We start from the raw sequence: 24,658 nt of genomic DNA, 5'->3' as shown, positions 1-24,658 counted from the left end.
CGGCGCACTCGACCCCAGCGATGCCAGCGGCCTGCTCGACAGCGAGGCCGCACCCTGGACCGGCGACCCGAGCGTGGCCGACGAGATCGGCGGCAACGGCGCCCCGGCGGGCGGCGACGGACTCGGACTGCCGCTGGACGAGGAAGCGGCCGCACGCTACCCCGGCGGCCTCTCCACCGACGAGGGCCTCACGGGTGCCCCCGGCATGGGCGGCATGCCGATGATGCCCGGCATGGGCTCGGGCGGCATGCCCCAGAGCGGCGCACTCGACCCCAGCGATGCCAGCGGCCTGCTCGACAGCGAGGCCGCACCCTGGACCGGCGACCCCGAGCTGGGCGAGGAGATCGGCGGCAACGGCGCCCCTGCGGGCGGCGACGGGCTCGGGCTGCCGCTGGACGAGGAGGCGGAGGCGCTGCCCGGCGCGCTCGCCGCCGAGGAGGCCGGCGCAGGCCCGGTCCTGGGCGCGGCCGGGATGAACGGCATGCCCATGATGCCGGGCATGGGGCAGGGCGGCCCCGCCGCGCAGGGGGCGGCCGATCCGAGCGATGCCTCGGGGCTGCTGGAGCCGGACGGCGAGCCGTGGACCGGAGAGCCCTCAGTCCCGGAGGAGATCACCGGGGGCGCCGGAGCGGGCGGCGAGGGTCTCGCGCTGCCCGGTCCCACCGAGGGGGTGATGATCGGCTCCGACGGGCTGCCCATCGCACCGCGGCCGACGGCGGCTCCCATGGAACCGCTCGCGGAGCCCGCGGAGACGGGGGCCGCGCTGGCGGGCGAGGCCGCGGCCGGAGAGGCGGGTGCCGCGCTGGCGGGCGAGGCCGGGGCGGCAGGCGCCTCGGTGGGGGGTGCGTCCGGGCCCGCGATGCCCGGCATGATGCCCGGCGCGGGCGCCGCTTCCGCCGGGGCTGGGGAGGAGCGGTCGGACGCCTCCGGTCTGCTGGAGCCCGACGAGCGGGCGTGGACGCCGGAGGCGGAGGCCGACGGTGGGCGTCCGGTCGTGGCGGCCCAAGAGGGCGTGGGCGAGGGCACGTTGCCCGCCGCGCTGCTCGGGGTGGCGGCGGGCACGGCCGCGGCGGCCGTGGCCGGGGCGGCCGTGGCCGGGGCGGCCGTGGCCGGGGCGGCATTCGGCGCGGGTGCGGCGGGCTCCGCGGAGGAGTCCCCCGAACGGCGGCACCCGCACCGGGACGAGGACGACGCGGCGGCGCTGGTCGTGCTGCCGGTGGGCGACGGCGGTGCGGCGGAGCCCCTCGGCACGGACGAGCCGGAGGAGCAAGAACTCCCGGACGGGCAGGCGGCGTTGACGCCCGCCGAGGGTTCCGAGGCGGAGGACACGGCGGCGTGGGACAGCGCGGGGGCCTCGTTCGTGCCGCTGCTGTGGTCCGTGCCGACCGAGGACGAGGAGGAGGTGCTGGCGCCCGGCTACGCGACGGAGGACGCGGGCACCTGGTCCGGTGCGGCCGGGGCCACGGCGGAGGAGACCGACGGGCCCCGGCTGTCCACCTGGCGCCCCAACCGGTCCGGGCCCGCCGGCCCCGGCGAGATGGTCATCCCGGCCGTCCCGCTGCGTTCGTTCGCCGGCGACCCCTCGGAACTCACCGCCGAACTGTCCCCGCACGACCCTGCGTTGGACGAGGAGGAGGCCGAGGAGGAACCGGCGCGGCCGTCCCGCGGCATCGCGGACCTGCTGGTCCAGGAGGGCGACACCTGGGGCTCGGCGGCCTCCGACGGCTCCGGGGCGGTGCTGTGACCGCACCCGCCACCCGGCGGCAGCCGGCCATCGGGCACGCGCCCGCCGCCCGGCGCCGCCGCGCCGCCGCACCATCGCACGACGCAAGGAGACTCGGATGAGCAGCCCCTACGACCAGGAGATAGAAGACCTGCTGGCGCTGTACCGCAAGCAGCGCACGGAGGCCATCGAGACGCGGCGCCGGATCAACGAGGTGACCGGTACGGCGACTGCGCCCCGGCAGGCCGTCAAGGCGACCGTCACCGCGCAGGGCGAGGTCACCGCGATCGAGTTCCCCACCGGCGCCTACCACCGGATGGCGCCGAAGGAACTCTCCGAGGCGCTGCTGTCGACCATCCGCCAGGCCCGCGCCAACGCGCTGGAGGCCGTCGCGGAGGTCGGCTCGCACGGGCTGCCGGCCGGGGTGCGGATCACCGACCTCCTCGAAGGCAGGGTCGATGCCACCGAGCTGCTCGCGGAGGAACCCGCCATGCCCGGCGAGGTGCGCGAGTACCTCGCCGGGGGGCGGCCGGACGCACGCCACGGTGACGGCCGGTGACGCCGGGCACCACGCCCCGCCACGATCACGGGAACCAGGGAGGAACGCATGGCTGACGGCGAGTTCTACGTCGACACCGACGGGCTGCGCAACCAGCTGCCGTATGTGCAGCAACTGGCGGCGCGGTTCCGGGACATCGGCACAAGCCTGGAGGGGCGGCTGTCCGAGCTGGGCGAGTGCTGGGGCGACGACGCGACCGGGCGGCAGTTCTACGAGCAGTACGCCACGCCCCGCAAGCAGATCATCGACAGCACCGGGCAGATGGGTGAGCTGGTCGACAGCATGCACGACGGCATCAGGACGATGGCCGTCAATCTCGAACGCATGGAGGACCAGAACGTCGAGGCGACCCGGCGGTTGCACACCACCGAGGCCCGGCCCGCCGAGACACGGGTGAAGAACAGCAAGTCATGAGCATCGAACTGCCCCCGGAACTGGGCTGGGTCGCCAAGCTGGCCGTCGGACAGGACTGGCCCAAGGGCGACGAGGACAAGCTGCGCAGCCTGGGCGCGGCGTGGGACGACGCCGCGCGCCAGCTGACCGCCATCAGCCGGGAGATCGACCCGGCGACCATCGGTGTGCTGCACAGTGTCGGCGGCCAGGTCGCCGACGAGTTCACGGCCTTCACCCAGCAGTTGAAGTCCAACCTCCCCGATATGGCCCAGGCGGCCGGGCAGTTGGGCGAGCTGGGCCGGAACACGGGGTTGCAGGTCGAGTACGCCAAGTACATGATCATCGCCCAGCTGGTGTGGCTGGCGGTCGAGATCGCCGAACTCGCCTTCTGGGCCCCGGAGGCGATCCCGGCCCTGGTCACCGGCGTGCGGATGATCGTCAAGATGCTGCTGAAGCGGCTGCTGATCTCCATCGCCACCGGTGTCGGGTTCATGATGAGCATGGACGCGGTGATCCAGGGGATCCAGTTCCTCAAGGGCGACCGCACCAAGTGGGACACCGCCGCCACGCTCCAGGCCCTGGAGGGCGGTGCGATCGGCGGTGCGATCGGCGGGCTGTTCTCCGGTGCCGGCTCGGCCTTCGCGCCGAAGTTCGCGTCCTCGCTGATCGGCAAGGGTGTCATCGGCGGAGCGTCCAGCATCGTCACCACCGAGGTGATGTCCCAGATCTTCGGCGGCGAGAACGACATGGGCTCCGCGCTGACCTCGGGCATCATCGGCGCGATGGGCGGCGGCGGGGGCAGGCGGAGGTTCGGCGGGGGCGAGCACACCGAGGTGCACACGCCCGACATCCATCTGCCGTCCGAGCCCGATCTCCACCTCCCGAAGTCCTCCTTCGACGGCGACGGCCCGCATCTGCCGGGCACGGAGGACTTCGAGACCGGGGGGCCGAATGCGGGGCTGAGCGACAAGGGCGCGGGCACCGGGAGCGGCACCGGTTCCCACAAGACGCTCGACACGGGTGCCGGTCGTACCGGCGGCGAAAGCAGCGGCGCGACGGCGCACACCGCCGCCCCGCGGACCACCGCCCCGCATGCCACGGTCACCGACTCCGGTGGCCGGGCCACCGGCGCCGCCCAGAAGACGGCCACGGTCCCCCACGTCGCCACCGAGTCCACCGCGTCGCGCCACACCTCCTCGACGGACCACCGCACGGACGAGGTCGCCCCCCGCGCACCCCGCGCCCAGCAGCCCACCAGCCAGAACCAGACACCGACAACCGGCGGCCAGCACGAGACCGCCAGCACCGGCGGGCAGGACCAGTCCCCCACCACCGGCGGCCAGCACGAGACCCCCACCACCACCAGCCACAACCAACCCCCCACCACCAACAACCAACACCAGACCCCCACCACCAGCGCGCAGGACCAGACCCCCACCACCGGCAGCCAGCACCAGACCCCCACCACCACCAGCCACAACCAACCCCCCACCACCGGCGGCCAGCACCAGTCCCCCGCCGCCGAACCGCACCAGGACCCCACGACCGAGCACGCCCCCTCCTTCCCGGACGTCCCCCAGCACGAGCCCGGTACGACCCCGCACCTCGACGCCGCCGAATCCGCCACCCCCGATCCGCACGTCACCGAGCAGTTGCACCGGCTGGACTCCGTCGCGGTGCCCACCCACGACCCGAACCCGCTCCACCAGGCGCCGGCGGCCCCGACGGCCCGGCCCGCCGCGCCCGACGCCGGCATCCGGCAGCGCGTGTCGGACCTGGACCGTGCCGCGCGGGGAGCCGGCATGTCCGAGGCCGACCGCACGGCGTACACCCGCGCCGTGGACGAGGCCGTCGCGTCCGGTGACTGGCAGCGCGCCGGGGAGCACCTGTCGGCGTTCCGGGACCATGTCGAGACGCGTACCACCCAGCAGCGCTACGACGCCTTCCACGCACACGCGCAGGGCGGCTTCGACCGGCTGACGCACTTCACCGGCTCCAGGGAGGAGTGGCAGAGCAAGGTCGACGCGGTCGAACAGGCCCATCGCTCCGGCGACACCGAGCTGCTGGACAGCAGGCTCAACGAGTACTCGTCGTACGTCGAGCACCATGTCCCCGCCGAGTCGCTGACCGGGAACGACACCCCGCGCCCCTTCCACCAGGACGTGGAGGACCTGCGGCAGCGCCTCGCCCTGACCACCGACCAGCCCACCGCCGACCGGCTCCGTGCCCAGCTGGACGCGACGCGCCAGGACGCCGAACTGCACGATCGGCTCGTCCAGTTGCGGTCCACCCCGGATCCCGAGACCACGGCGCTCTACGGACACCTCGACAACGCCCGCACCCCGGACGAGGCGAACCGGGCCCTGCACGACCTGGAACAGCACCGCGAGGAGCAGCGGCTCCAACAGCGCCTGGATCACCTGAAGTCGGACGAGCCGACGCCCGAGCGGCCCCCGGCTCCGGGCAGCGAGGCCGATCTCCGCCGCCGCCTGGACGCCCTCAACGACGGCGCGGACGAGCACGAACGCGAGCTGCGCGAGCGGGTCGACCAGGCGGCCACCGCGGAGGACGCCGGCCGGGCGCTGCGCGACCTGCACGAGTACCGCACGGACCAGCAGCTCCAACAGCGCCTGGACCGGCTGAAGTCGGACACCCCCGACCGCCCCTCCGAGCGCGAGCTGCGCGAACGTCTCGACGCCCTGCACGACGGAGAGAACGATCCGCGCGCGGCCGAGCTGCGCCGCCAGGCCCGGGAGGCGCAGACCGAGCCCGAGGCCAGGGAAGCCCTCGACAAGCTCGACCAGCATCTGCGCGATCGCGAGCAGGCCCGCCAGGATCGGGCGCGCGAACTCGGCGACCGTATGGAGCAGTTGCGGGAGCAGCACGCCGAGCAGCTGCTCGGCCTGCGTGAAGGCGCCCCCGAGGACACCTCACGCCGCATCGAGGACCTACGCACGGAGTTGTCCTCGCACCTGACGTACGACGAGCGCACCAGCACGCTGCGGCAGGAGCTCGCCCGGCCCACCGTCGCCCCCGAGTCCCCCGGCCACCTGGACCGCATCACCACCGGGACCGACGAGCACCCGAAGACCGTGGAGGACACCGCGTCCACGGACGCCCTCAAGGCCCCCGCGGGCCACACCCCCGTCTCCGACTCCACCGACCAGCACGCGAAGGCCACCGCCGAGCCGCAGCAGCCCGCCCGGCATCCCGGCGCCCGCCAGCACGAGGGCGCCCAGCAGGAGGGCGGGCAGCTCCAGGCCCAGAAGGAGCAGCCGCACGAGGCCGAGGACCCGGCCCACCCCTCCCAGCACCCCGTCCCCGGCCATGAGCACGCCGGACTCACCTGGACGGAAAAGCCGCAGGAGCAGCCGAAGCCCCAGGAGAAGCAGCCCGATGCCGTCCTCGACGGGCGGCACGTCCAGGGGCTCGCCGGGAAGAAGATCACCGAGGATCCGGGCCCGGACGCCGTACGCACCCGCGTGGCGACCCTGCTCGGCGGCCACGCCGGGGACACCTCCGTCACCCAGCGTCTGGACGCGGCCTTCGATCCCGCCAACTTCCGCAAACAGCACGGGCAGATGGTCAACGGCGGCTGGCGGTTCACCGTGCCCGTGGACGGCAAGCCCTACGAGGTCGAGGTGAAGGCGACCGCCTCCGCCTGGCGGCTGGACCCGACGAAGGACGCCGCGAAGGACAACGACGGCGACGGCTTCGACGTGCCCGTGGAGTCGACGCACGAGACCGACCCGCGCAAGACGGAGATGACCTCCTCCGAGGCGGGCCTGGAGTTCGGGCCGACCATCGTCCGGCCCGTCAACCCCCAGCTGTCCGCTCTCGTCACCCCGTCCGGCAAGCTGGGCGGCGCCACCCACGGCCGCGAGACCACCGTCAAGTCCGCCACCCAGACGGCGAACCAGTTCGCCTTCACCGGCAAGACGGACAGCTACACCTCCGACTTCACGTACCAGGTGAAGGTCACCGACCACCAGGGCACCCCGCTGCACGCCCCCGGCGCGGACGGCGAGATCAAGGGGCAGGTCCGCGCCGACGTGCCCCGGCCGCTGGAGCTGGACAAGGACCGCCCGCGCAGCTGGCAGGGCTGGGACTCCGATCAGGCCAGGAACCGCGCCAACCGGCCCGCCTCCGGGCACCCGGTGTCGATCACCGGCCTCGACACGGCCCGCGACGCCGTCTACCAGGCGCTGCCGCGCGAGGCGCGCCCCGACGGCATCGCGCACCAGGACATCGAGGACTTCTTCCAACCGTCCAACATCGTCAACGAGTTCGAGCACGCCTCGGGCCCCGGCCTGCTGTCCAAGCCGCTGACCCTGAGCGACGGCGGCAAGGCCCACCTGCTGCTGACGGTCGAGCCGGACGGCTCCCAGGCCCTGCACACCGTGGACGACAAGGCGACGCTGGGTTCGAAGGCGACGGGCGAGCACGGTCAGAGCCGTACCGAGAACAGCTCCTGGTCCCTGGGGCTCAGCGGCGGCGCCACCGGCGAGGTGTGGAAGGCCACGGACGGCAGCAAGGAGTCCACCTGGCTGACCGGCACGGCCGGTTACACCGGCTCCGGCAGCCTCGCCCACGGCGTCAAGGGCAAGAACGCCATCGGCACCGAGTCCAGCCGCGAGCACACCGGCAAGGCCGACCTGGTCGCCACGCAGGTACGGCTGCGGGTCCAGCTCATCCGGCACCACTTCCAGCCGGGGCCGGACGGCCTGCACTCCACCACCACCACGAAGATCGGCGATCACAGCCCGCCGCCGTCCGAGCGGCAGCCGGCACCCGCGCCCGGCGATGTGGTCCTCACCATCGATCCGCAGCACGGCGAGGTGCTGCGCGCCGTCCCGCACGAGCTGCCGCCGAGCACGACCGGCAGCCGGCCGCAGCTGGAGCCGGCCCGGCTCACCGACCCGGTCACCGCCCCCCGCACCACGATCCTCGATCTCCCCGGCTCGACGGAGCTGGAGGACCACATCGTGCGGGAGATGCACCAGGACCATCCGGGTGTGCTGCCGCCCCCGGCGGCGATCCGCCCCGGCACGAGCACCGGCAACCACCCTCGGGTGACCCCCGAGGCGTGGGAGAACCTGCGCGCGCTGCGGCAGCAGCTCGCCCCCTCCCAGCTGCGCGGCGCGGGATCGAAGCTGCTGGACGGCACCTACCGGATCACCCTCAAGGGCCCCCACCTGCCGGGGCGTTCGGGCACCACGCACGAGATCCTCATCAAGGCCGAGCCCGGCAAGGGCGACCACCAGGGCTCGGGGAAGTCGACCACGAAGGCCGCGCAGACCCGGACCACCGGGGCCGACAAGTCCGTCACCCGCAGCACCAAGCACGTCGTCAACCTCGGCGGGAACGTACGCAGTTCGCTCGACCACCCGGACGTGACCCGCGGTTTCACCATCGGCAGCCTCGACATCACCGCCCACAACCCCTCACACGGGATCACCATGGGCGCCGAGACCGAGGTGAAACGGCAGTTCTCCCTGGAGGCCGACACCGATACGTACGCCCACCCGGTGACGTACCACGTCATGCTCGGCGTGGAAGACCCCAAGCAGCCGACCACGCACCTGTCCACGGACGCGCCGTCCCCGCACATGCAGCACATCAAGCAGGTACGGCCGGACGGCCGGCTCACCGTCGAGGTGGCGCGCACGCCGGAGGCGACCGCGGAGAACCCGCCACCGTCCACCATCCCGAAGGCGGAGGTGCTGCCGCAGCGCCACGCGATCCGCCATGTGACCGCCTCCGACGACTTCCGGAACACCGCGCAGCAGTCCCTGACCAGCGCCTTCCAGAAGAAGGCCGGCGGCTCGACGGACACCCGTGTGCCCGAGCTGAAGGACGCCCTGGACGGACTCACCGACGAGGACCACCTGCGGTCCCTGGTCTCCGCCTCGCACGGCGGCTGGGCCAACAGCGGTGACGAGCAAGTCGGTTCGGGCCGCAACCGGGACACCGTGGGGCTCTCGACGCGTACCAGCCTGAGCGCGTTCCGCTTCCGCGAGACGCTGCCCGGCGAGGGCAAGCTGGAGATCGAGACCAAGTCCAGCGTGTCCACGGCGATCGCGGACAAGAACACCCGCGCGTTCAAGGCCGGTCTCGGCTTCGACGCCGCCCGCTTCCCGTCCAAGGACAGCCCCGACGCCTCCCTCCAGGTGCGCGGCGGCGTCAAGGGCAAGGGCGGCGCCGGGACGAACAGCGGCGAGAACGTCAAGCAGAAGATGACGACCTCGCGCAAGGCCGCGTACAAGGGCACCTGGCACCTGTACGAGGCCGACGCCGACGTCACCGTCCAGGGCCGGGTCACCGACGCCAAGGGGAACATCACCCTCGGGGACCCGCAGCACAGCAAGCACCGGGTGCTGGTGCTGCTCTCCGACGACGACGTACGACACCTCGGCGACGACCCCGCGAAGGCACCGGACACCACCGGCACCCGCCAAGCCCCGCTGCTCTCCCAGGGGTTGCTGGGCGGAGCCACCGCCGAGATCCCCCGCTCCGACGAGATCCTCGGCGAGATCGACCGGCAGATCCGCGGACTCGACCAGGTGTCCGACGTACCCGAGAGCGCGCTGCCGTTCGCCGACACCTTCTCGCCGGAGAACCTGTCGGCCAACTACGAGGACCTGGTGGGCCGGGGCATCCTCGACTACCACGTGCACGAGTCCCGCACCCAGCGCGTGATCACCGAGGTCCTGGTACGGGGCGTCCCGCGGGACGAGTGGACCGACGAGGGCAACCACTCCACCGGGGACACCACCCGCAAGGTCGGCCTCGCCGAGACCGTCAAGGGCAGCGCGGGGCACAACTGGTCGCTGGGCGCCGACGGCAACCTCCGCATCTCCTACGCCCCGGTCGTCAAGCCCAAGCCCGGCCAGGACGCCGCCGCCGTCAAGGCCGAGGAGAACAAGCCCGGTCTCGGCAACGTCGCCTGGGCGCCGACCGGGGGCGCGGAGGGCAGCCGGAGCAAGAGCGCCGAGACCGGGGTCACCACCAAGGTCGAGCACAAGACGTCGAAGTTCGGCGACACGGTGCGCTTCGGCAACCGTATGCGCTTCGAGGTCACCGTGACCCGGCGCACCGAGTACGGCCGCTTCGTCAACCTCGTCAAGCCGCGCCCCGTGGAACCGGACTGGCGGGTGCACGTGGATGTGCCCGAGTCCCTGACGAGGACCGCCGAGCAGACCGCCGCCCACCAGCAGAATCCGCAGACGCAGCAGGGTCGGCCGAAGGATCAGGATCAGCCGGGGCAGACGCCGCCGGAGGCGCAGCCGCAGGTGCTCGACGGCGGCGGCAGCGTCGAGATGCGGCCCGTCGTCTCCAAGGCGGACCGGGAGCGCTGGCAGGCGTCCCTGGACTCCGCCCACGACCTGGTGGGCTTCGACAACCACGCCGGTCTGTACGACCAGGCGCGGACGGTGCTGACCACGCCCCGGCCCTGGGGCGACGGGGTGCTGGGCAAGACGGGTGCCGCCATCTCGTGGGGTTTGGGCTCCGCCGCCACCACGATCGGGCACTGGGCCGGGGCCATGACGCCCGAGGCGGCGACCAAGCTGCTCGGCTCCTTCGTGTCCGATCCCCGTCTGGACGCCGACCACCCCCTCGTCGGCGAGCAGCGTCTGCCGCTGGAACAGCAGGTCTCGCTGCGCCGGGCGCTGGGCGCGAGCACCCTGCCCACGGTCTTCCACCAGCTCAAGGACACGGCGAACGGCTACCGCACGGTGCCGCTCGGCAGCGATGGCAGGACCGGCATCCAGGTCCGGCTGGAGCCGACCGGGGACGCGGAGGAGATCTCCACCCGTGACGACGGCAGCGACGAGATCACCGTGGCCACCGAGCACGAGTCGGCCACCAGCGCGAGCAACGGCGTCAACGCGAACCTGACGCCGCTGGCCGTGCCCGTGACCACCAAGAACCCGAGCGTCGTCGTCCCGATGCCCACCGGCGCCCTGAAGCTGGACCGCGACCAGACCTTCGAGAGCGGCTCCCCGGTCACCCGCGCACCCGGCGTCCCGACCCGCACCCTCCCGCCCCCGGCCCTCCCCCATGGCACGACCGCCACGGAGCCGGGCAAGGCCACGCTCAAGGGCCCCCAGGTGCTGATGCGCCAGCCGGTGCGGCTGAGCACGCAGAAGTACGACGAGAACGGCACGTACGGGAACACAGCGCACACGGACGGGCACGTCTTCTACTGGACGGCGAAGAAGACCGAGGACCCGAGCACGAGCACGAGTACGACCGCGCCGACGTCCACGACCGCGGACACCACCACGTCCAAGGACGCCACCCCGCCCAAGGAGACCACCCCGTCCAAGGACACGACCACGACCACGGACACGAAGCCGGCCACGGACACGAAGCCGGTGAAGTCGCCCGAGGAGACCGAGCAGCAGGACACGACGCACAAGCCGACCGAGACCCACAAGCCCGTCGGCACAGACAAGCCGGCCGAGACCCACAAGCCCGTCGGCACGCACAAGCCGGACGAGAGCCACGAGTCGGCTGAGAGCCCCAGGCCCCTCGAAACGCACCAGCCGGCCGCGTCGCACGAGGCCGCCGGGGACCACACCGCCGACACCCCGCCCCAGCCCCGCGTCCCCGTCCCCGGTGACGGCCGCTGCCTCCTGTACTCCGTCATCGCGAGCACCCCGCCCGAGCACTGGCCGAGCGCCCTGCACGGGGGCACGACCGAGCACGCGCGCGCCCAGCACGGGGCCGTCGTGCACCAGATCCGCACCCAGCGGGGCCGGGTCGGCGCCGACAGCCCGCTGGGCCGGGCCGCCCGGAATCTGCACCAGATGGTGCTGGACCGGGTGCAGTCCTCCCGACCGGGTGATCTGCCCTTCGACGTGACCGAGTTGTACCGCCGCAGCCAGGAGAACCAGCTGCGGCAAGCGCTCCAGGGCGAATCCTTCGAGCAGTTGCAGCAGCGTCTGCACGACGCCGGCGTCGACCACGTCACCTCGCCCGACTGGCTCAGCCCCCAGGCACTGCGCACCCTCTACGTCGACACGCGCGCCCAGGAGCTGACGGGCCCTCCCCACCGGCTCACCCCGCAGGACGCGGCCGACCGCGCGGCCGCCGAGGTGCCCGAGACGACGGACGCGCGGGGCCGCTGGAGGCTGCGCGACGACGCCCTCGCCCCGCACGCCCAGTTCGCGTATGTCACCGGCCGCACCGGCCCGTTGAGCCTCGACTACGTGGACAGCCACGACCGCCTGACCGGCGCCGTCGTGGACACCGCGCTGCACCAGCCGCTCACCCCGGCCGAACACCAGGCGCTGATCCAGGCCGTGCGGAACTGGGTGCCGGGCAACGACGCCTGGAACACCGACGAGGGCGAGATGTTCCCCGCACTCGTGGCCCACACCGTCGGCATCCGGCTGCGCACCTTCCAGTCGACCGGCGACGGCACGGCCCATCTGCGCACGGTCGGACCGCAGAACGGCGACCACACGGTCGACGTCTACTACAACGGCCGCAACCACTACGACGCGAGCCGCACCCCGACGCACCCGACAGCCGCCACCGCACCGCCGAAGACCGAGCCGCCGCTCGCCGACGAGGTCGCGCCGAAGGCCCCGCAGGCCACGGCGGGCGCCACCCCGCGCCGCCCCCTGAACCGCGCCCCCCGCTTCGTGGTCCGCTCCGCCTTCGACGCCCGTGTCTTCCGGGTCGGCGACACCCCCGTCACCGATCTCACCGTGCGGATCGCCTTCCGGGACGGCTCGGGCCACGACCCGGACACCGCCTGGCGCCAACTCCAGCGCGGCACCGAGGAGTTCTACAACCGGCCCGGCCACCGTCTGCCCAACGGCAGCCTGCTGCACGTGACGGTGGAGCGCGTGCCCGTGGACGCCGACCCTCATCTGGTGGTCGACCTCGCGGACCGGGACCGTCCGATGGACCAGCGCACCTGGTGGCCGGATGCCGAACCCGTCGCCTACGCACACGAGTTGGGCCATCAGCTCGGGCTGCGCGACGAGTACCGGGAGGACACCGGGGGTCCGGGCCGGGCACAGGTGGCGGGCAGTCTGCTGGGCGACTTCCACCAGCCTGCGCCGCACGGCCTCGCCCAGGGCGGGCTGCGCGGCCGCCACCTCCAACTGCTGGGGGCGCTCGTCGGCGACGTACCCGACTCCGTCGCGCACACCGGCGGCGAGCCGTCGCACACCGTCCCCCCGGAGCGGGACCCGCGCTGGCAGCAGGCCCGTGACGCCGCCGAGCCGGTGACCCGGCGGCATGTGTGGGTGGACCCGGTGACCGACCCCGACGCGGACTCCGCCGGGGAGCACACGGCCCAGAACCCGCGGATGCCGCAGTCCGAGGACCCGGTGGAGCACGGCGACGAGGACGAGCTGGACTGGTCGGACATCCTCCAGGAGTACACGCGGGAGCGCCGGCAGGAGTACGCGTGGCTGGACGGACTGTACGGCGAGACGCTCGACCAGCAGTCGTACGACCGTGCCCACGACGCCCTGCTCACCCTTCAGTCGATGGATCTGGCGCACCCCGTGCCGGACGCCGAGCACCAGCCGCATCTGGAGCTGCTGGCCCAGCAGGTGCTCCACCTGGACGGCCCGCCGAGCCCGGACGACTACCGGTATCTGCTGGCCCTCACCGCGCACGCCGGGCCCGAGTCGACCCGCGACGGCGCCGCACTCGGCGCGCACTACCTGGCCACCGAGCACGGCGCCCTGGACCACCACACCGCGCTGGTGGACGCCTCCGGAGAGACCACCGGCCGCGACTGGACGGGGGCGCGGGCGGTGCCGCCGGACCTGTCGAGCTACACGGTGTCCGGGCCGGACGGGACGGTGACCGAGCACCCGGCGCCGTGGCGCCGGCCGTACGTGGTCACCGCCCTGGGCACGCCGGGGGACGGCCTGTCGCTGCTGGTGGACGGCCGTACGGTCCGGGTGTCCGGCCCGGCGGAGTTCGCCGAGCTCGTCGCCCGCGACCCGCTGCGCGACCCCGGCCAGGACATCCTGCTGCTGGTCCCGCGCGCGCAGGACCAGGGCCTCGCGCAGCTCGTGGCGGACCGGGCCGGTACGGCGGTGTGGTCGACCAACGGCGAGGTGCGCCCCACGCTCGACTGGCGCACCGGCACCGAACGCCTCGATCTGAGCGGCGGCGACGGCGACTGGACGCTGCACATGGGCGATGCGCGCGGACCGCTGGACCTGTTCGACTCCCCCGGCCCGGAGCACGATCCGGGCGGCCCCGACTACGCGGCCAAGCTGCTCCCGCACCCCGGCGGCGACACCTCGCCCCTGACCCCGGCGAACCTGCTGGACCGGCTGGGCGCCCGCCCGCTGACGACCAGCGACTACGAAGTGATCGGCGCCGAGCCTGACACGGTGCTGTTCGAGGAGCCGACCGGCATGCGGCAGACCGGCTTCGACTACGGCCCGGACGGCTCGGGTGACGTACCGCGGCTGATCGTGCCGACGCAGGGGCATCAGCAGACCCTGGTGAGCGATCATCCGCCGCTCCACGTCTCCGGGGATCTTTCGCTGGCACACCGGCAAGGCGGTTACGGGCAGCAGGTGTTCGCCTCCCCCAGGGCGATCGAGTCGGCCAATCACCAACTGGCCCTCGCGGGCAGCCTGGTGCGACTGGAGCCCGGAGAGATGAAGCTGCGGGTGGGCGACGGCCAGGGCGGCCATCGCGAACTGGCGCGCGTCACCCCGCGGTTCCTCACCCGGTCCGGAAAGTCGGAGGAGGAGATCTGCCGGGACTTCGCCCAGATGGTCTCGGGCAACGTCGCCGCCTCGCACGTGGTCTTCCGGAGCCCCGACGGCACCGGGCTCGCCAAGGCGCCGATCAACGCGCTGGGCCGCACCGAGGTCACCGGCATCCACCACCTCGCCGAGTCCCTCAGCCTGGTGGCCGACGGCCGAAGGCCCGGCACGCTGGATCCCACGTGGGCGGCGCGGCAGGTGCGCCGGGACGACCGGTTCATCGCCGAGAGCGACGGCCCCACGCCGGGCAAGTCGTACGGCAGCGCGCTGAGTTACGACCCGTTGGACAATCCGCGCCGCGACAACCTGTCGGCCGCCGCGCGCGAGATCGGCATCAACGAGCACGCCTGGGCGAAGGTCGGCGAGGCGTATCTCGTCCATTCGATCAACGCCCTCGACGAAGAGGGCCTGCCCAGCCTGGCGCACAACTACGCCAAGCCGGGCGAGCCGCCGGGCAGCCACTTCGGCTACCACTTCGCCGCCGTCGTGCTCGCCAGCGAGGACGGCAGGCACCAGATCACCCTGGAGAACTTCGCCCGCCGCGCCCATGTCGCCGCCATCGTGAAGTCGGCCGTGGCGCACAACCTCCGCCAGACCGGCCCGGACGGCTTCCACCGGCTGCACGAGGCCATCGCCGACGAGCTGGACAGCGCCCGCACGGGCACGGCGGACGCGACGCGGGTCAAGCGGCTGGAGCGCCATCTGGCCCTCGCGGACGCGCTCGCCAAGGCGGCGGATGCGCGGGAGGTCCGCGACGCGGCCGCCGCGGGCAGCCCCGAGCGCACGGCGGCCGGCACCGCGTACGACAAGGCGGTCATGGTGGCCGAGGCGCGGATGAAGCAGGCGGCCGAGCTGTCCAAGGGCAGCGACCTGTGGCATTTCCGGATGTTCTCCCAGCGGCCCGGCGAGACCATGCACGAGGTCAGCGCGGACCTGCTGACCTCCCATCCGTCGGCCGAGGCCAATCCGCTGACCTCGGTCATCGTGCACGGCCACCGGCTCCCTCGGGTGGACATCGAGTTCCGCGAGGGTTCCCGGCAGATCAGCCGGGACGAGGGCCGCAAGCTCAACTACGTGGCCGAGCTGGCGACCCGCGCCGGGCTGTGGAACCACCACAACGGTCTGCCGCTGCCCCGGATCACCGTGACCGGGCGCGGCAACGCCCGCCGCCCCACGCTCGGCGGGGTGCTGCCCGAGGCCGCGCGGCAGCGGGCCGAGGCCGTGCACGGGGAGCTGCGGGACCGGCTCGACCGGTATCTCGTCAACTACCAGCACGGCGTCTCGCAGCGGCGGCTGACCGCGGCCGACTTCCCGGTCGAGGTCTCCACCGAGCGCGCCGCGCCGGGCGGCGACCGGGCGCAGGGCCGCCGTACGACGGTCGCGGTGGACGATCCCCACCTGGAGGACACCTCCACCGGCACCCCCACGAGCCCGCGCCGGTCCGTCCCGGACCCCTCCGAGACGGCACCTCGAGCACCCCGAGCGCCCCACCAGGCACCCCCGACGCGGCACCAGCCGACGGAAACACGGGCCCAGCGGGCGGCGCGGTCCCCGGAAGACCACCGGCCGACGGCACCGGCCCCGGAGCCCCGGCTCGCCGCCCCGCCCCCGCCGTCGTACCGCAGCGAACGCCTCACCATCGGCGGGGTGGCGTTCGCGGACGGCTCGGCGGAGCTGACCGGCACGCAGCGGGAGACCGTGCACCGGCTGGCCGCCGAGGTGGCGTGGGCCGCGGCGGCGAACACGCGTGCGGGTTTCCCGCCGCCGCGGGTCGTGGTGGTCGGCCACGCCAACGGGATGCGCGGCGGCCTCCCGCACTTCGGTGAGGCGCTGCGGCGGGGGCAGGAGCGCGCGGACGGGGTGGCGGAGGTGTTCCGCTCGGCGCTCGCCGTCCACCTGGCGCGGCTCCAGGCCGGCGGGGAGGCCGTCACGCTCCTGGCGGACATCGAGGTCGCCACCCGTTCCGAGGGCAACGCACCGCCCCTCGGCACACCCGCGCAAGCCGACGCGGCGGCGGCGCGCCGGCAGGCGTTCATCGTGGTCGAGCTGCCCCGGCCGGGGGCGGATGACGCTCGGTGAGCACGCCCGGCCGGCGCCACGACGCGCCCCGCGGGGGCGGGTTCGGGCGGTGCCCGGCCGGGCAGAATGCCGCAGCGCACATGACCTTCCCGGCCACAAGGCCGATACTGAGGTGCAAGGCTCCGACCACCTAACCGGTCCCACCCGGCCTGAGCAGGGCGAACGCCGATCCGGGACCAGCTGCCGAGCTTTCTGGGAGACGGGCATGAAGATGTTGATCAACGTGCCGGAGACCGTCGTGGCGGACGCGCTGCGCGGGATGGCCGCCGCGCATCCGGATCTGACGGTGGACGTGGAGCACCGGGTGATCATCCGTCGGGACGCCCCGGTGCAGGGGCAGGTCGCCCTGGTCTCCGGCGGCGGGTCGGGGCACGAGCCGCTGCACGGCGGGTTCGTCGGTCCCGGCATGCTGTCCGCCGCCTGTCCGGGTGAGGTGTTCACCTCACCGGTGCCGGACCAGATGGTGCGCGCGGCGGCGGCCGTGGACAGCGGCGCCGGGGTGCTGTTCGTGGTGAAGAACTACACCGGTGACGTGCTCAACTTCGACATGGCGGCGGAGCTGGCCGAGGACGAGGGCATACAGGTCGCCAAGGTGCTGGTGAACGACGACGTGGCGGTCACCGACAGCCTCTTCACGGCCGGCCGGCGCGGCACCGGGGCGACGCTGTTCGTGGAGAAGATCGCGGGCGCCGCCGCGGCCGAGGGCCGGCCGCTGGAGCAGGTGGAAGCGATCGCCCGGCGGGTGAACGAGAACTCCCGCAGCTTCGGTGTGGCGCTGAGCGCCGTCACCACCCCGGCCAAGGGCAGCCCCACCTTCGATCTCCCGGACGGCGAGCTGGAGTTGGGCATCGGCATCCATGGCGAGCCGGGCCGGGAGCGGCGGCCGATGATGACCTCCGGGGAGATCGCCGACTTCGCGGTGCACGCGATCCTGGACGACATGCCCCCGAACAACCCGGTGCTCGTGCTGGTCAACGGCATGGGTGCCACCCCGCTGCTGGAGCTGTACGGCTTCAACGCGGAGGTGCAGCGGGTGCTGGCCGAGCGCGGGGTCGCCGTGGTGCGCACCCTGGTCGGCAACTACGTCACCTCCCTGGACATGGCGGGCGCCTCGGTGACGCTGTGCCAGGTCGACGAGGAGCTGCTCGGGTTGTGGGACGCGCCGGTGCGCACCCCGGCATTGCGCTGGGGGATGTGATACGGCGGTACAGGTCTCAACGCCCTTACTATGCTTGGGAGGTCCAGTGCTCGACGCCGACTTCTTCCGCCGTTGGATGACGGCGACCGCCGCGTCCGTCGACCGCGAGGCGGAACGGCTCACCGCCCTCGACGCGACCATCGGGGACGCCGATCACGGCAGCAACATGCGGCGCGGGTTCACGGCCGTGCAGGCGGAGCTGGACAAGGAGACGCCGGGCACGCCGGGCGCCGTGCTGATGCTCGCCGGGCGTGTGTTGATCTCGACGGTCGGCGGTGCCTCGGGGCCGCTGTACGGCACGTTGCTGCGCCGGACCGGCAAGGCCCTCGGGGAGGCCCCGGAGGTCACCGAGGAGCAGTTGGCGCAGGCGCTGCGGACGGGAGTGCAGGGGGTGATGAAGCTCGGCGGGGCGGCCGCGGGCGACAAGACCATGGTCGATGCCCTGCTGCCGGCCATGGACGCGCTCGGCGAGGGTTTCGCCGCCGCCCGGACCGCCGCCGAGCGGGGCGCGGAGGAGACCGTCCCACTGCTGGCCCGCAAGGGCCGGGCGAGTTACCTGGGCGAGCGCAGCGTCGGGCACAAGGATCCGGGGGCGACGTCGTCGGCGCTGCTGATGGCCGCGCTGGCCGAGACGGCGGAGGGCTGACGTGAGCGAGGAGAAGCTGGTCGGGATCGTGCTGGTGTCGCACAGCGCGGAGGTGGCCGCCTCGGTCGCCGCGCTGGCCAAGGGACTGGCGGGCGGTGCCGCCTCGGTGCCGGTGGCCCCGGCGGGCGGCACGGAGGGCGGCGGACTGGGCACCAGTGCCGAGCTGATCTCCGCCGCGGCCGCCTCGGTGGACCGGGGCGCCGGGGTCGCGGTCCTCACCGACCTCGGCAGCGCCGTACTGACGGTGAAGGCGCTGCTCGCCGAGGACGAACTGCCCGAGGACACCCGGCTGGTGGACGCCCCGTTCCTGGAGGGGGCGGTGGCCGCGGTGGTGACGGCCGCCGCGGGCGCCGACCTGGCCGCGGTGGTGGCGGCGGCGACGGAGGCGTACGACTACCGCAAGGTGTGACGGCTCGTCGGCGGGACGCTGCGGCTGGTCAGTTGTCGGTCACGAACTGCCGGGCCAGCCGCTCACCCGTGGTCACCGCCGCCTGGTGGTCCTCGATGGGGTCCACCTTGGAGTCCTTGAAGACGATGTAGGTGACCCCGGAGGGCACCCCGCCGTCGCTGGGTCCGGCGGGGATGCCGAGGCCCCGCGCGGTGGCGTAGGAGGCCTCGCCGATGAGGTCGCTCGGGCCGGTGTCGCCGACGACCGCGTACTGCACCCGGTCCTGGTAGACGACGGCGGCGACGGAACCGCCCCGCACCCCGCTCCCGGCGGGGCTCCAGCGGCTGCTCGCGGCCGGTACGACGATGTAGGGCAGGGTCTCCGCGTTCAGCGGCCGCCCGTCGGACTGCACGTAGGCGGTGCCGGGCGAGTACAGCGGGTCGGCCTGGGCGTTGCAGTGGGCCGTCGTCTGGCCGTCGCAGTCGATGTCGAGGTCGGCCTTCCAGAAGACCGCGCCCGAGGCGCCGCAGACGGGTACGGTCGCGGGGCTGTCCGCGTCGGTGCGGTAGCGGCCGTGGGAGATCTCGGCGCAGGTGCCGACCTTGGCGAGCAGATCGGCGGCGGTCACGGCGCCCTCGGCGCGGCCCCCGGCGGTCCGGGCCCGCGTGCGGGGCGGCATGACGGTGGCCCTGCCCCGGCTGGGGGCGGTGGCGCCCCGCTCGGGGCGCGCGGCGGCAGGAACGTCTCTGCTGGCGATCGGCGCCGGTCCGGGGCGCTGTCCGGCACCCGGAGCCGCGGTGGCGTCCTCGCCATGGGCCGCGCTCCGGGCGTCGGGCGGAAGGGCCGCGGCGGCGCCGGGCAGCGTGGCGGGGGCGATCAGGGCGACGCCGGCCGCGGCCAGTGTCAACGTCGGGACACGCACACGCACGATGAGGAACCCTCTCCTCGGGGACATGTCGAGGCCACTGTGATCCGCGCCCCGGACGCCCGCCCGCCGGGGCCACCCCGAAGCGGCCGGATGGAGCACGCTTCTGACAACCCGTGAGGGAATATTTTCGGCATTTGGTGCACAAAGCGCATAAACGGGAGTGCGTTCACCTGACAACAGGGGCCGGAGGCTCCGACCGACCCCGGCCCGGACCCCCCGGCCACCCGCGCGGGCGCGGGTTCGGCGACGACAGCGTCTCCGCGCCACTGGCATGAACTCCCCTGTCCTCAGGCGGAGTTCAGCCGTCGAGAGGTCTCAGCATACGTACCTTCCGCGCGCGCTCGGCAACGGCCCCTTGTCGTGGACGCACCGGGCGGGCCATATTGGTCCGGACCATTGCCGGGGCCGTCGGTGCCGAACCGATCATCGAATGCCGAACAGCTGTGGAGGCAGAACCGTGCGACGCGTTCCCCTTCCGCTCGTGCTGGCCGCCGGGGCCCTGCTCCTCCTCGCGTCCTGCGCCCCGAGCCGGGCCGACGGCGGCGACGAGGGCCGGATGCCGGGTGCCCCGACCGGCGTCACCGCCCGGGCGGGCAGCGCCACCACCGTGCACGTGATGTGGAACGCGGTGCCCGACGGCAGCCCCGGCATCCGCTCCTACGAGGTCTACCGGGGCGGCGCCAAGGCGGCCGACGTGCCGGGCACGGAACGCATGGTGGACGTGATCGGGCTCAGCCCGTCCACCGGCTACGCCTTCACGGTGCGCGCCCGCGACAAGGCCGGGCGCCTGGGACCGCCGAGCCGGACGGTACGGGCCCGCACACCCGCCCGGATCGCGTCCGACCACACGGCGCCGACCCGCCCCGGCACGCCCACCGGGCACCCCGTCGGCAGCCGCGAGGTCCAGCTGGCCTGGGGCGCCTCACGGGACGACCGGGGCGTGGTGTCGTACGACATCGCGCAGGGCGGGGTGCGCATCCACAGCGTCGGCGGGGCACAGACCTCGACGGTGGTCACCGGGCTGCGGCCGGGCACCCGGTACGTGTTCACGGTGCGGGCGCGGGACGCGGCCGACAACCTCTCCCCCGCCAGCGCGCCGGTGCGGCTGACCACGCCGGGCACCGACGACGGCCGGGCCACCGCGCCGACCGGTTTCACCGCCGCCACCCATCGCGCGGACGGCGCCTACTACCTGGACCTGGCGTGGGACCCACCGGACGCCGGCGGGGTGATCACCGAGTACTCGATCCTGCTGGACGGCACCACGACGACCTCGCTTCAGTGGGGCGGCACCCCGCCGCGCGGCCGGGCGCGTTACAGCTTCTACCTGGGCCGCACGCCCGGCGAGGAGCACCGGGTGCGGCTGCGGGCCCGGCTGCCGGACGGCACCTGGGGCGGCTGGTCGGCGCAGCGCACGGTGACCACGGGACGCTGAGCCGCGCGCCCGGGCCACAGGTCGCCGCCCGGCGCATCCCGGTGGGGGCCCGCCCTGCTCCGGGTGTGGGTTTCCGTCACCCGGCCGGGTGCCGTCCGGGTGCGCGCGCCGCCGGGGCCGCGTTGGCTGCTGACCAGGCAGCACGGATGTTCCCCGACCCCAGGGCGGCGCATGGGACGTACCGCCGGCCGTGCCGCCGGAGGCCCCGATGCGCAACTCCATATCCGTGCTCCGCTTCGCTCCGACCCTGGCGGCCGCCGCCGTGCTCCCGGCCGCGCTCGCGGCGCCCTCGGCCGCGGTCTCCGGCATCTCCGTCAGCACCACGGGATCCAGCGTCTCCGTGGTGACCAGCGCCTGCACCCAGATCAACGGCAGCTGGGGCACCGCGGCCCTGCTCACCAGCAGCCAGGCGAACTTCGCGCAGGGCCGGCAGGTGGCGCTGTCGGGCACCACGATCAGCCAGTCCGCGGCCTGGTCCAAGGTGAGTCCGGGGACCTACACCGTGGTGGTGGTCTGCTCCAGCGGCAGCACCGCGGGCAGCCAGTCGGTGATCGTGTCCGCCGGGTCCGCGCCGACGCTCGCGGCGACCTCCCGGCCGGGGACGACCACGACGACGACCCGGCCGGCGCCGAACCGGGGGGTGAACGGCGGCCTCGGCGGCGCCACCCGCGACTACGGCCCGCTGACGCTCGGAGCCGGCGCGGCGCTGGTCAGCGCGGGGCTCGCCACGGCCGGCTGCTACCTGCGCCGCCGCACGAAGCCGCACCGGCGCTGACGGCGGCTCACTCCCCTCCGGAACCGGGGGCCGCCCCGCCTGGCCCGGCCGCTGGCGGTCCGGGTTCCGGCGGCTCGGGTTCGGGCAGTCGCGCGAACTCCGCGAGGGCATGGTCGAGCCACCGGGTCCAGAAGGTCTCCAGGTCGATGCCCGCTCGCAGCACGAGGTGCCGCAGCCGGTCCTCGGGGGCGTCCCGGTCCGGCGGGAAGTCACGCCGCTCGATCTCCTCGTACTCGGCCAACTGCCGCTGGTGCAGCTCCAGATGGCGGCGCAGGTCCGCCTCGATGCCGGCCGTGCCGACCACCGCGGCGGCGCGCAGCCGCAGCAGCAGCGGGTCCCGCGGCGGCTTGGGCTCCTGCCCGGCGGCGGCCCAGCGGGCCAGCTCGGCGCGGCCCGCGGGCAGGACCTCGTAACTCTTCTTCTGCCCGCGGGCGGGCTGCGCGGCCGGCAGCGCCCGGATGAGCCCCTCGCCCTCCAGCTTCCCCAGCTCGCGGTAGATCTGCTGGTGCGTCGCGGACCAGAAGTAGCCGATCGACTTGTCGAACCGGCGCGTCAGCTCCAGCCCCGACGACGGCTTTTCCAGCAGGGCGGTGAGGATCGCGTGCGGGAGTGACATGGGCCCATCCTAGGGACGCCCGGCAGGGGGCCTACAGCGCCGCCGCCACCTCGGTGCCCTGCTTGATCGCGCGCTTGGCGTCCAGCTCGGCCGCCACGTCCGCGCCGCCGATCAGATGGGCGCTGCGCCCGGCGGCGACCAGCGCGTCGTACAGCTCGCGGCGCGGTTCCTGGCCGGTGCACAGCACGACGGTGTCGACCTCCAGGACCGTGCTCTGCCCGCCGACGGTCAGGTGCAGACCGGCGTCGTCGATGCGGTCGTAGCGCACGCCCGGAACCATGGTGACGCCGCGGTGCTTCAGCTCGGTGCGGTGGATCCAGCCGGTGGTCTTGCCGAGTCCGGCGCCGACCTTGGTGGTCTTGCGCTGGAGCAGGTGCACCTGGCGGGGCGGGACCGGGCGGCTCGGCTCGGTGAGGCCGCCGGGCGCGGTGTACTCCATGTCGACACCCCAGTTGCGGAAGTACGTCCGCGGGTCCTCGCTCGCCTTGTCGCCGGTGTCGGTGAGGAACTCGGCGACGTCGAAGCCGATGCCGCCGGCGCCCAGGACGGCGACGCGCTCGCCCACGGGGGCGCCGTCGCGCAGCACGTCGAGGTAGCCGAGCACACGGGGGTGGTCGACGCCGGGGATGTCGGGGGTGCGGGGGGTGACGCCGGTGGCGACGACCACCTCGTCGTAGCCGGCCAGGTCCGCGACGCCCACCCGGCTGTCGAGTCGCACGTCGACCCCGTGCGCGTCGAGCTGGTGGCGGAAGTAGCGCAGCGTCTCGTCGAACTCCTGCTTGCCGGGGACCTTGCGGGCGACGTTGAGCTGTCCGCCGATCTCGCTCGCGGCGTCGAACAGGGTGACCTGGTGGCCGCGCTCGGCGGCGCCGACGGCGCAGGCGAGGCCGGCGGGTCCGGCGCCGACCACGGCGACGCGCTTCTTCGTGCGGGTCGGGGCGAGCACCAGCTCGGTCTCGTGGCAGGCGCGCGGGTTGACCAGGCAGGAGGTGAGCTTGCCGCCGAAGGTGTGGTCCAGGCAGGCCTGGTTGCAGCCGATGCAGGTGTTGATGGCCTCGGGGGTACCGGCGGCGGCCTTGGCGACGAAGTCGGGGTCGGCGAGCAGGGGACGGGCCATGGAGACCATGTCGGCGTAGCCGCCGGCCAGCAGCTCCTCGGCCAGCTCGGGGGTGTTGATGCGGTTGGTGGTCACCAGCGGGATCGCCACCTCGCCCATCAGCTTCTTGGTGACCCAGGTGTAGGCGCCGCGCGGCACGGAGGTGGCGATGGTGGGGATGCGGGCCTCGTGCCAGCCGATGCCGGTGTTGATGATCGTGGCGCCCGCGGCCTCGACGGCCTTGGCGAGGGTGACCACCTCGGCGTGCGAGGAGCCGCCGGGGACGAGGTCGAGCATGGACAGCCGGTAGACGATGACGAAGTCCGTGCCGACGGCCTCGCGGACCCGGCGCACGATCTCGACCGGGAAGCGCATCCGGTTCTCGTAGGAGCCGCCCCAGCGGTCGGTGCGGTGGTTGGTGCGGGCGGCGATGAACTCGTTGATCAGGTAGCCCTCGGAGCCCATGATCTCGACGCCGTCGTATCCGGCGTGCCGGGCGAGGCGGGCGGCGCGCACATAGTCCTCGATCGTCCGCTCGACGTCGGCGTCGGACAGCTCGCGGGGCACGAAGGGGTTGATCGGCGCCTGGACGGGGCTCGGGGCGACGAGGTCGCGGTGGTAGGCGTACCGCCCGAAGTGGAGGATCTGCATCGCGATGCGGCCGCCGGCGCCGTGCACGGCATCGGTGACGACCCGGTGCCGCTCGGCCTCCGCCTCGGTGGTGAGCATGGCCCCGCCCTCGAAGGCCCGGCCCTCCTCGTTCGGCGCGATGCCTCCGGTGACGATGAGTCCGACACCGCCGCGCGCACGGGCGGCGTAGAAGGCCGCCATCCGCTCGAACCCCCGCTCGGCCTCCTCCAGGCCCACGTGCATGGACCCCATGAGCACCCGGTTGGGCAGCGTGGTGAACCCCAGGTCGAGGGGGGTCATCAAGTGGGGGTAGCGGCTCATGTCAGGCCCTCCGTGCGCGGATGCGTTCGCCTCTTGTTGTAGAGCACCCGAACCCGTTTGTGCAACAAGTTGCAGAACATGTGCCCCGCGAAGGCGTCGGCCGCCTGGTCCT

Annotated in this window: 11 protein-coding genes and 1 pseudogene; 9 read left to right on the top strand and 3 right to left on the bottom strand. The window is 73.7% G+C overall.

Annotated elements, in window-relative coordinates; all coding sequences use genetic code 11:
• The 7 genes and pseudogenes from ACZ7EC_RS11140 to ACZ7EC_RS11110 form a co-directional block, all read left to right on the top strand.
• Window positions 1-1,744: pseudogene (locus ACZ7EC_RS11140) on the top strand (hypothetical protein); the annotation flags it as partial.
• Between the two features lie 97 nt (window positions 1,745-1,841).
• The gene (locus ACZ7EC_RS11135; RefSeq protein WP_471060834.1) at window positions 1,842-2,282 is read left to right on the top strand and encodes a YbaB/EbfC family nucleoid-associated protein; all 441 of its coding nucleotides are present in this window, start codon (window positions 1,842-1,844) and stop codon (window positions 2,280-2,282) included.
• Between the two features lie 48 nt (window positions 2,283-2,330).
• On the top strand, window positions 2,331-2,696 hold the full coding sequence (locus ACZ7EC_RS11130) for a WXG100 family type VII secretion target (protein WP_471060831.1): 366 nt from the start codon (window positions 2,331-2,333) through the stop codon (window positions 2,694-2,696).
• Complete coding sequence (locus ACZ7EC_RS11125; protein WP_471060828.1) at window positions 2,693-16,513, top strand: WXG100-like domain-containing protein; 13,821 nt, start codon at window positions 2,693-2,695, stop codon at window positions 16,511-16,513. The genes ACZ7EC_RS11130 and ACZ7EC_RS11125 overlap by 4 nt, the downstream gene beginning before the upstream one ends.
• A 205-nt stretch (window positions 16,514-16,718) precedes the next feature.
• Window positions 16,719-17,711, top strand: coding sequence for a dihydroxyacetone kinase subunit DhaK (dhaK, locus tag ACZ7EC_RS11120; protein WP_471060820.1), 993 nt, complete (start codon window positions 16,719-16,721; stop codon window positions 17,709-17,711).
• A 46-nt stretch (window positions 17,712-17,757) separates the two neighbouring features.
• Window positions 17,758-18,357, top strand: a complete 600-nt coding sequence (gene dhaL / locus ACZ7EC_RS11115) for a dihydroxyacetone kinase subunit DhaL (protein ID WP_471060817.1) — start codon at window positions 17,758-17,760, stop codon at window positions 18,355-18,357.
• Window position 18,358: 1 nt separating this feature from the next.
• Window positions 18,359-18,766 carry a PTS sugar transporter subunit IIA domain-containing protein gene (locus tag ACZ7EC_RS11110; protein ID WP_397987674.1) on the top strand — a complete coding sequence of 136 codons (408 nt, stop codon included), beginning with the start codon at window positions 18,359-18,361 and terminating at the stop codon, window positions 18,764-18,766.
• 28 nt (window positions 18,767-18,794) lie between these two features.
• On the opposite strand, the gene ACZ7EC_RS11105 is transcribed toward ACZ7EC_RS11110, so the two are convergent.
• Complete coding sequence (locus tag ACZ7EC_RS11105) at window positions 18,795-19,667, bottom strand: glycoside hydrolase family 75 protein (protein WP_471062023.1); 873 nt, start codon at window positions 19,665-19,667, stop codon at window positions 18,795-18,797.
• 463 nt (window positions 19,668-20,130) lie between these two features.
• Between ACZ7EC_RS11105 and ACZ7EC_RS11100 the strand changes: the two genes are divergently transcribed.
• Window positions 20,131-21,108: a fibronectin type III domain-containing protein gene (locus ACZ7EC_RS11100; RefSeq protein ID WP_471060814.1), complete on the top strand. Its 978-nt coding sequence runs from the start codon at window positions 20,131-20,133 to the stop codon at window positions 21,106-21,108.
• A gap of 208 nt (window positions 21,109-21,316) precedes the next feature.
• A complete protein-coding gene (locus ACZ7EC_RS11095) occupies window positions 21,317-21,883 on the top strand; it encodes a hypothetical protein (protein ID WP_471060811.1) in 567 nt (188 codons plus the stop codon).
• A 7-nt stretch (window positions 21,884-21,890) separates the two neighbouring features.
• On the opposite strand, the gene ACZ7EC_RS11090 is transcribed toward ACZ7EC_RS11095, so the two are convergent.
• Together ACZ7EC_RS11090 and ACZ7EC_RS11085 are read right to left on the bottom strand one after the other, a co-directional pair.
• Window positions 21,891-22,499, bottom strand: a complete 609-nt coding sequence (locus ACZ7EC_RS11090; protein ID WP_471060807.1) for a PadR family transcriptional regulator — start codon at window positions 22,497-22,499, stop codon at window positions 21,891-21,893.
• 31 nt (window positions 22,500-22,530) lie between these two features.
• A complete protein-coding gene (locus ACZ7EC_RS11085; RefSeq protein WP_471060805.1) occupies window positions 22,531-24,546 on the bottom strand; it encodes an oxidoreductase in 2,016 nt (671 codons plus the stop codon).
• Window positions 24,547-24,658: the final 112 nt, after the last annotated feature.

The sequence above is a fragment of the Streptomyces sp. NPDC037203 genome, from assembly GCF_055605065.1.
The sequence above is the reverse complement of the archived record's forward strand: the minus strand, read 5'-3'. Positions and strand labels throughout refer to the sequence as shown.

What these genes read in the sequence shown, in the direction of transcription:
- ACZ7EC_RS11135 (WP_471060834.1), top strand. Translation starts at nt 1,842, where the DNA reads ATGAGCAGCCCCTACGACCAGGAGATAGAAGACCTGCTGGCGCTGTAC.
- ACZ7EC_RS11130 (WP_471060831.1), top strand. Translation starts at nt 2,331, where the DNA reads ATGGCTGACGGCGAGTTCTACGTCGACACCGACGGGCTGCGCAACCAG.
- ACZ7EC_RS11125 (WP_471060828.1), top strand. Translation starts at nt 2,693, where the DNA reads ATGAGCATCGAACTGCCCCCGGAACTGGGCTGGGTCGCCAAGCTGGCC.
- dhaK (WP_471060820.1), top strand. Translation starts at nt 16,719, where the DNA reads ATGAAGATGTTGATCAACGTGCCGGAGACCGTCGTGGCGGACGCGCTG.
- ACZ7EC_RS11095 (WP_471060811.1), top strand. Translation starts at nt 21,317, where the DNA reads ATGCGCAACTCCATATCCGTGCTCCGCTTCGCTCCGACCCTGGCGGCC.
- ACZ7EC_RS11090 (WP_471060807.1), bottom strand. Translation starts at nt 22,499, where the DNA reads ATGTCACTCCCGCACGCGATCCTCACCGCCCTGCTGGAAAAGCCGTCG.
- ACZ7EC_RS11085 (WP_471060805.1), bottom strand. Translation starts at nt 24,546, where the DNA reads ATGAGCCGCTACCCCCACTTGATGACCCCCCTCGACCTGGGGTTCACC.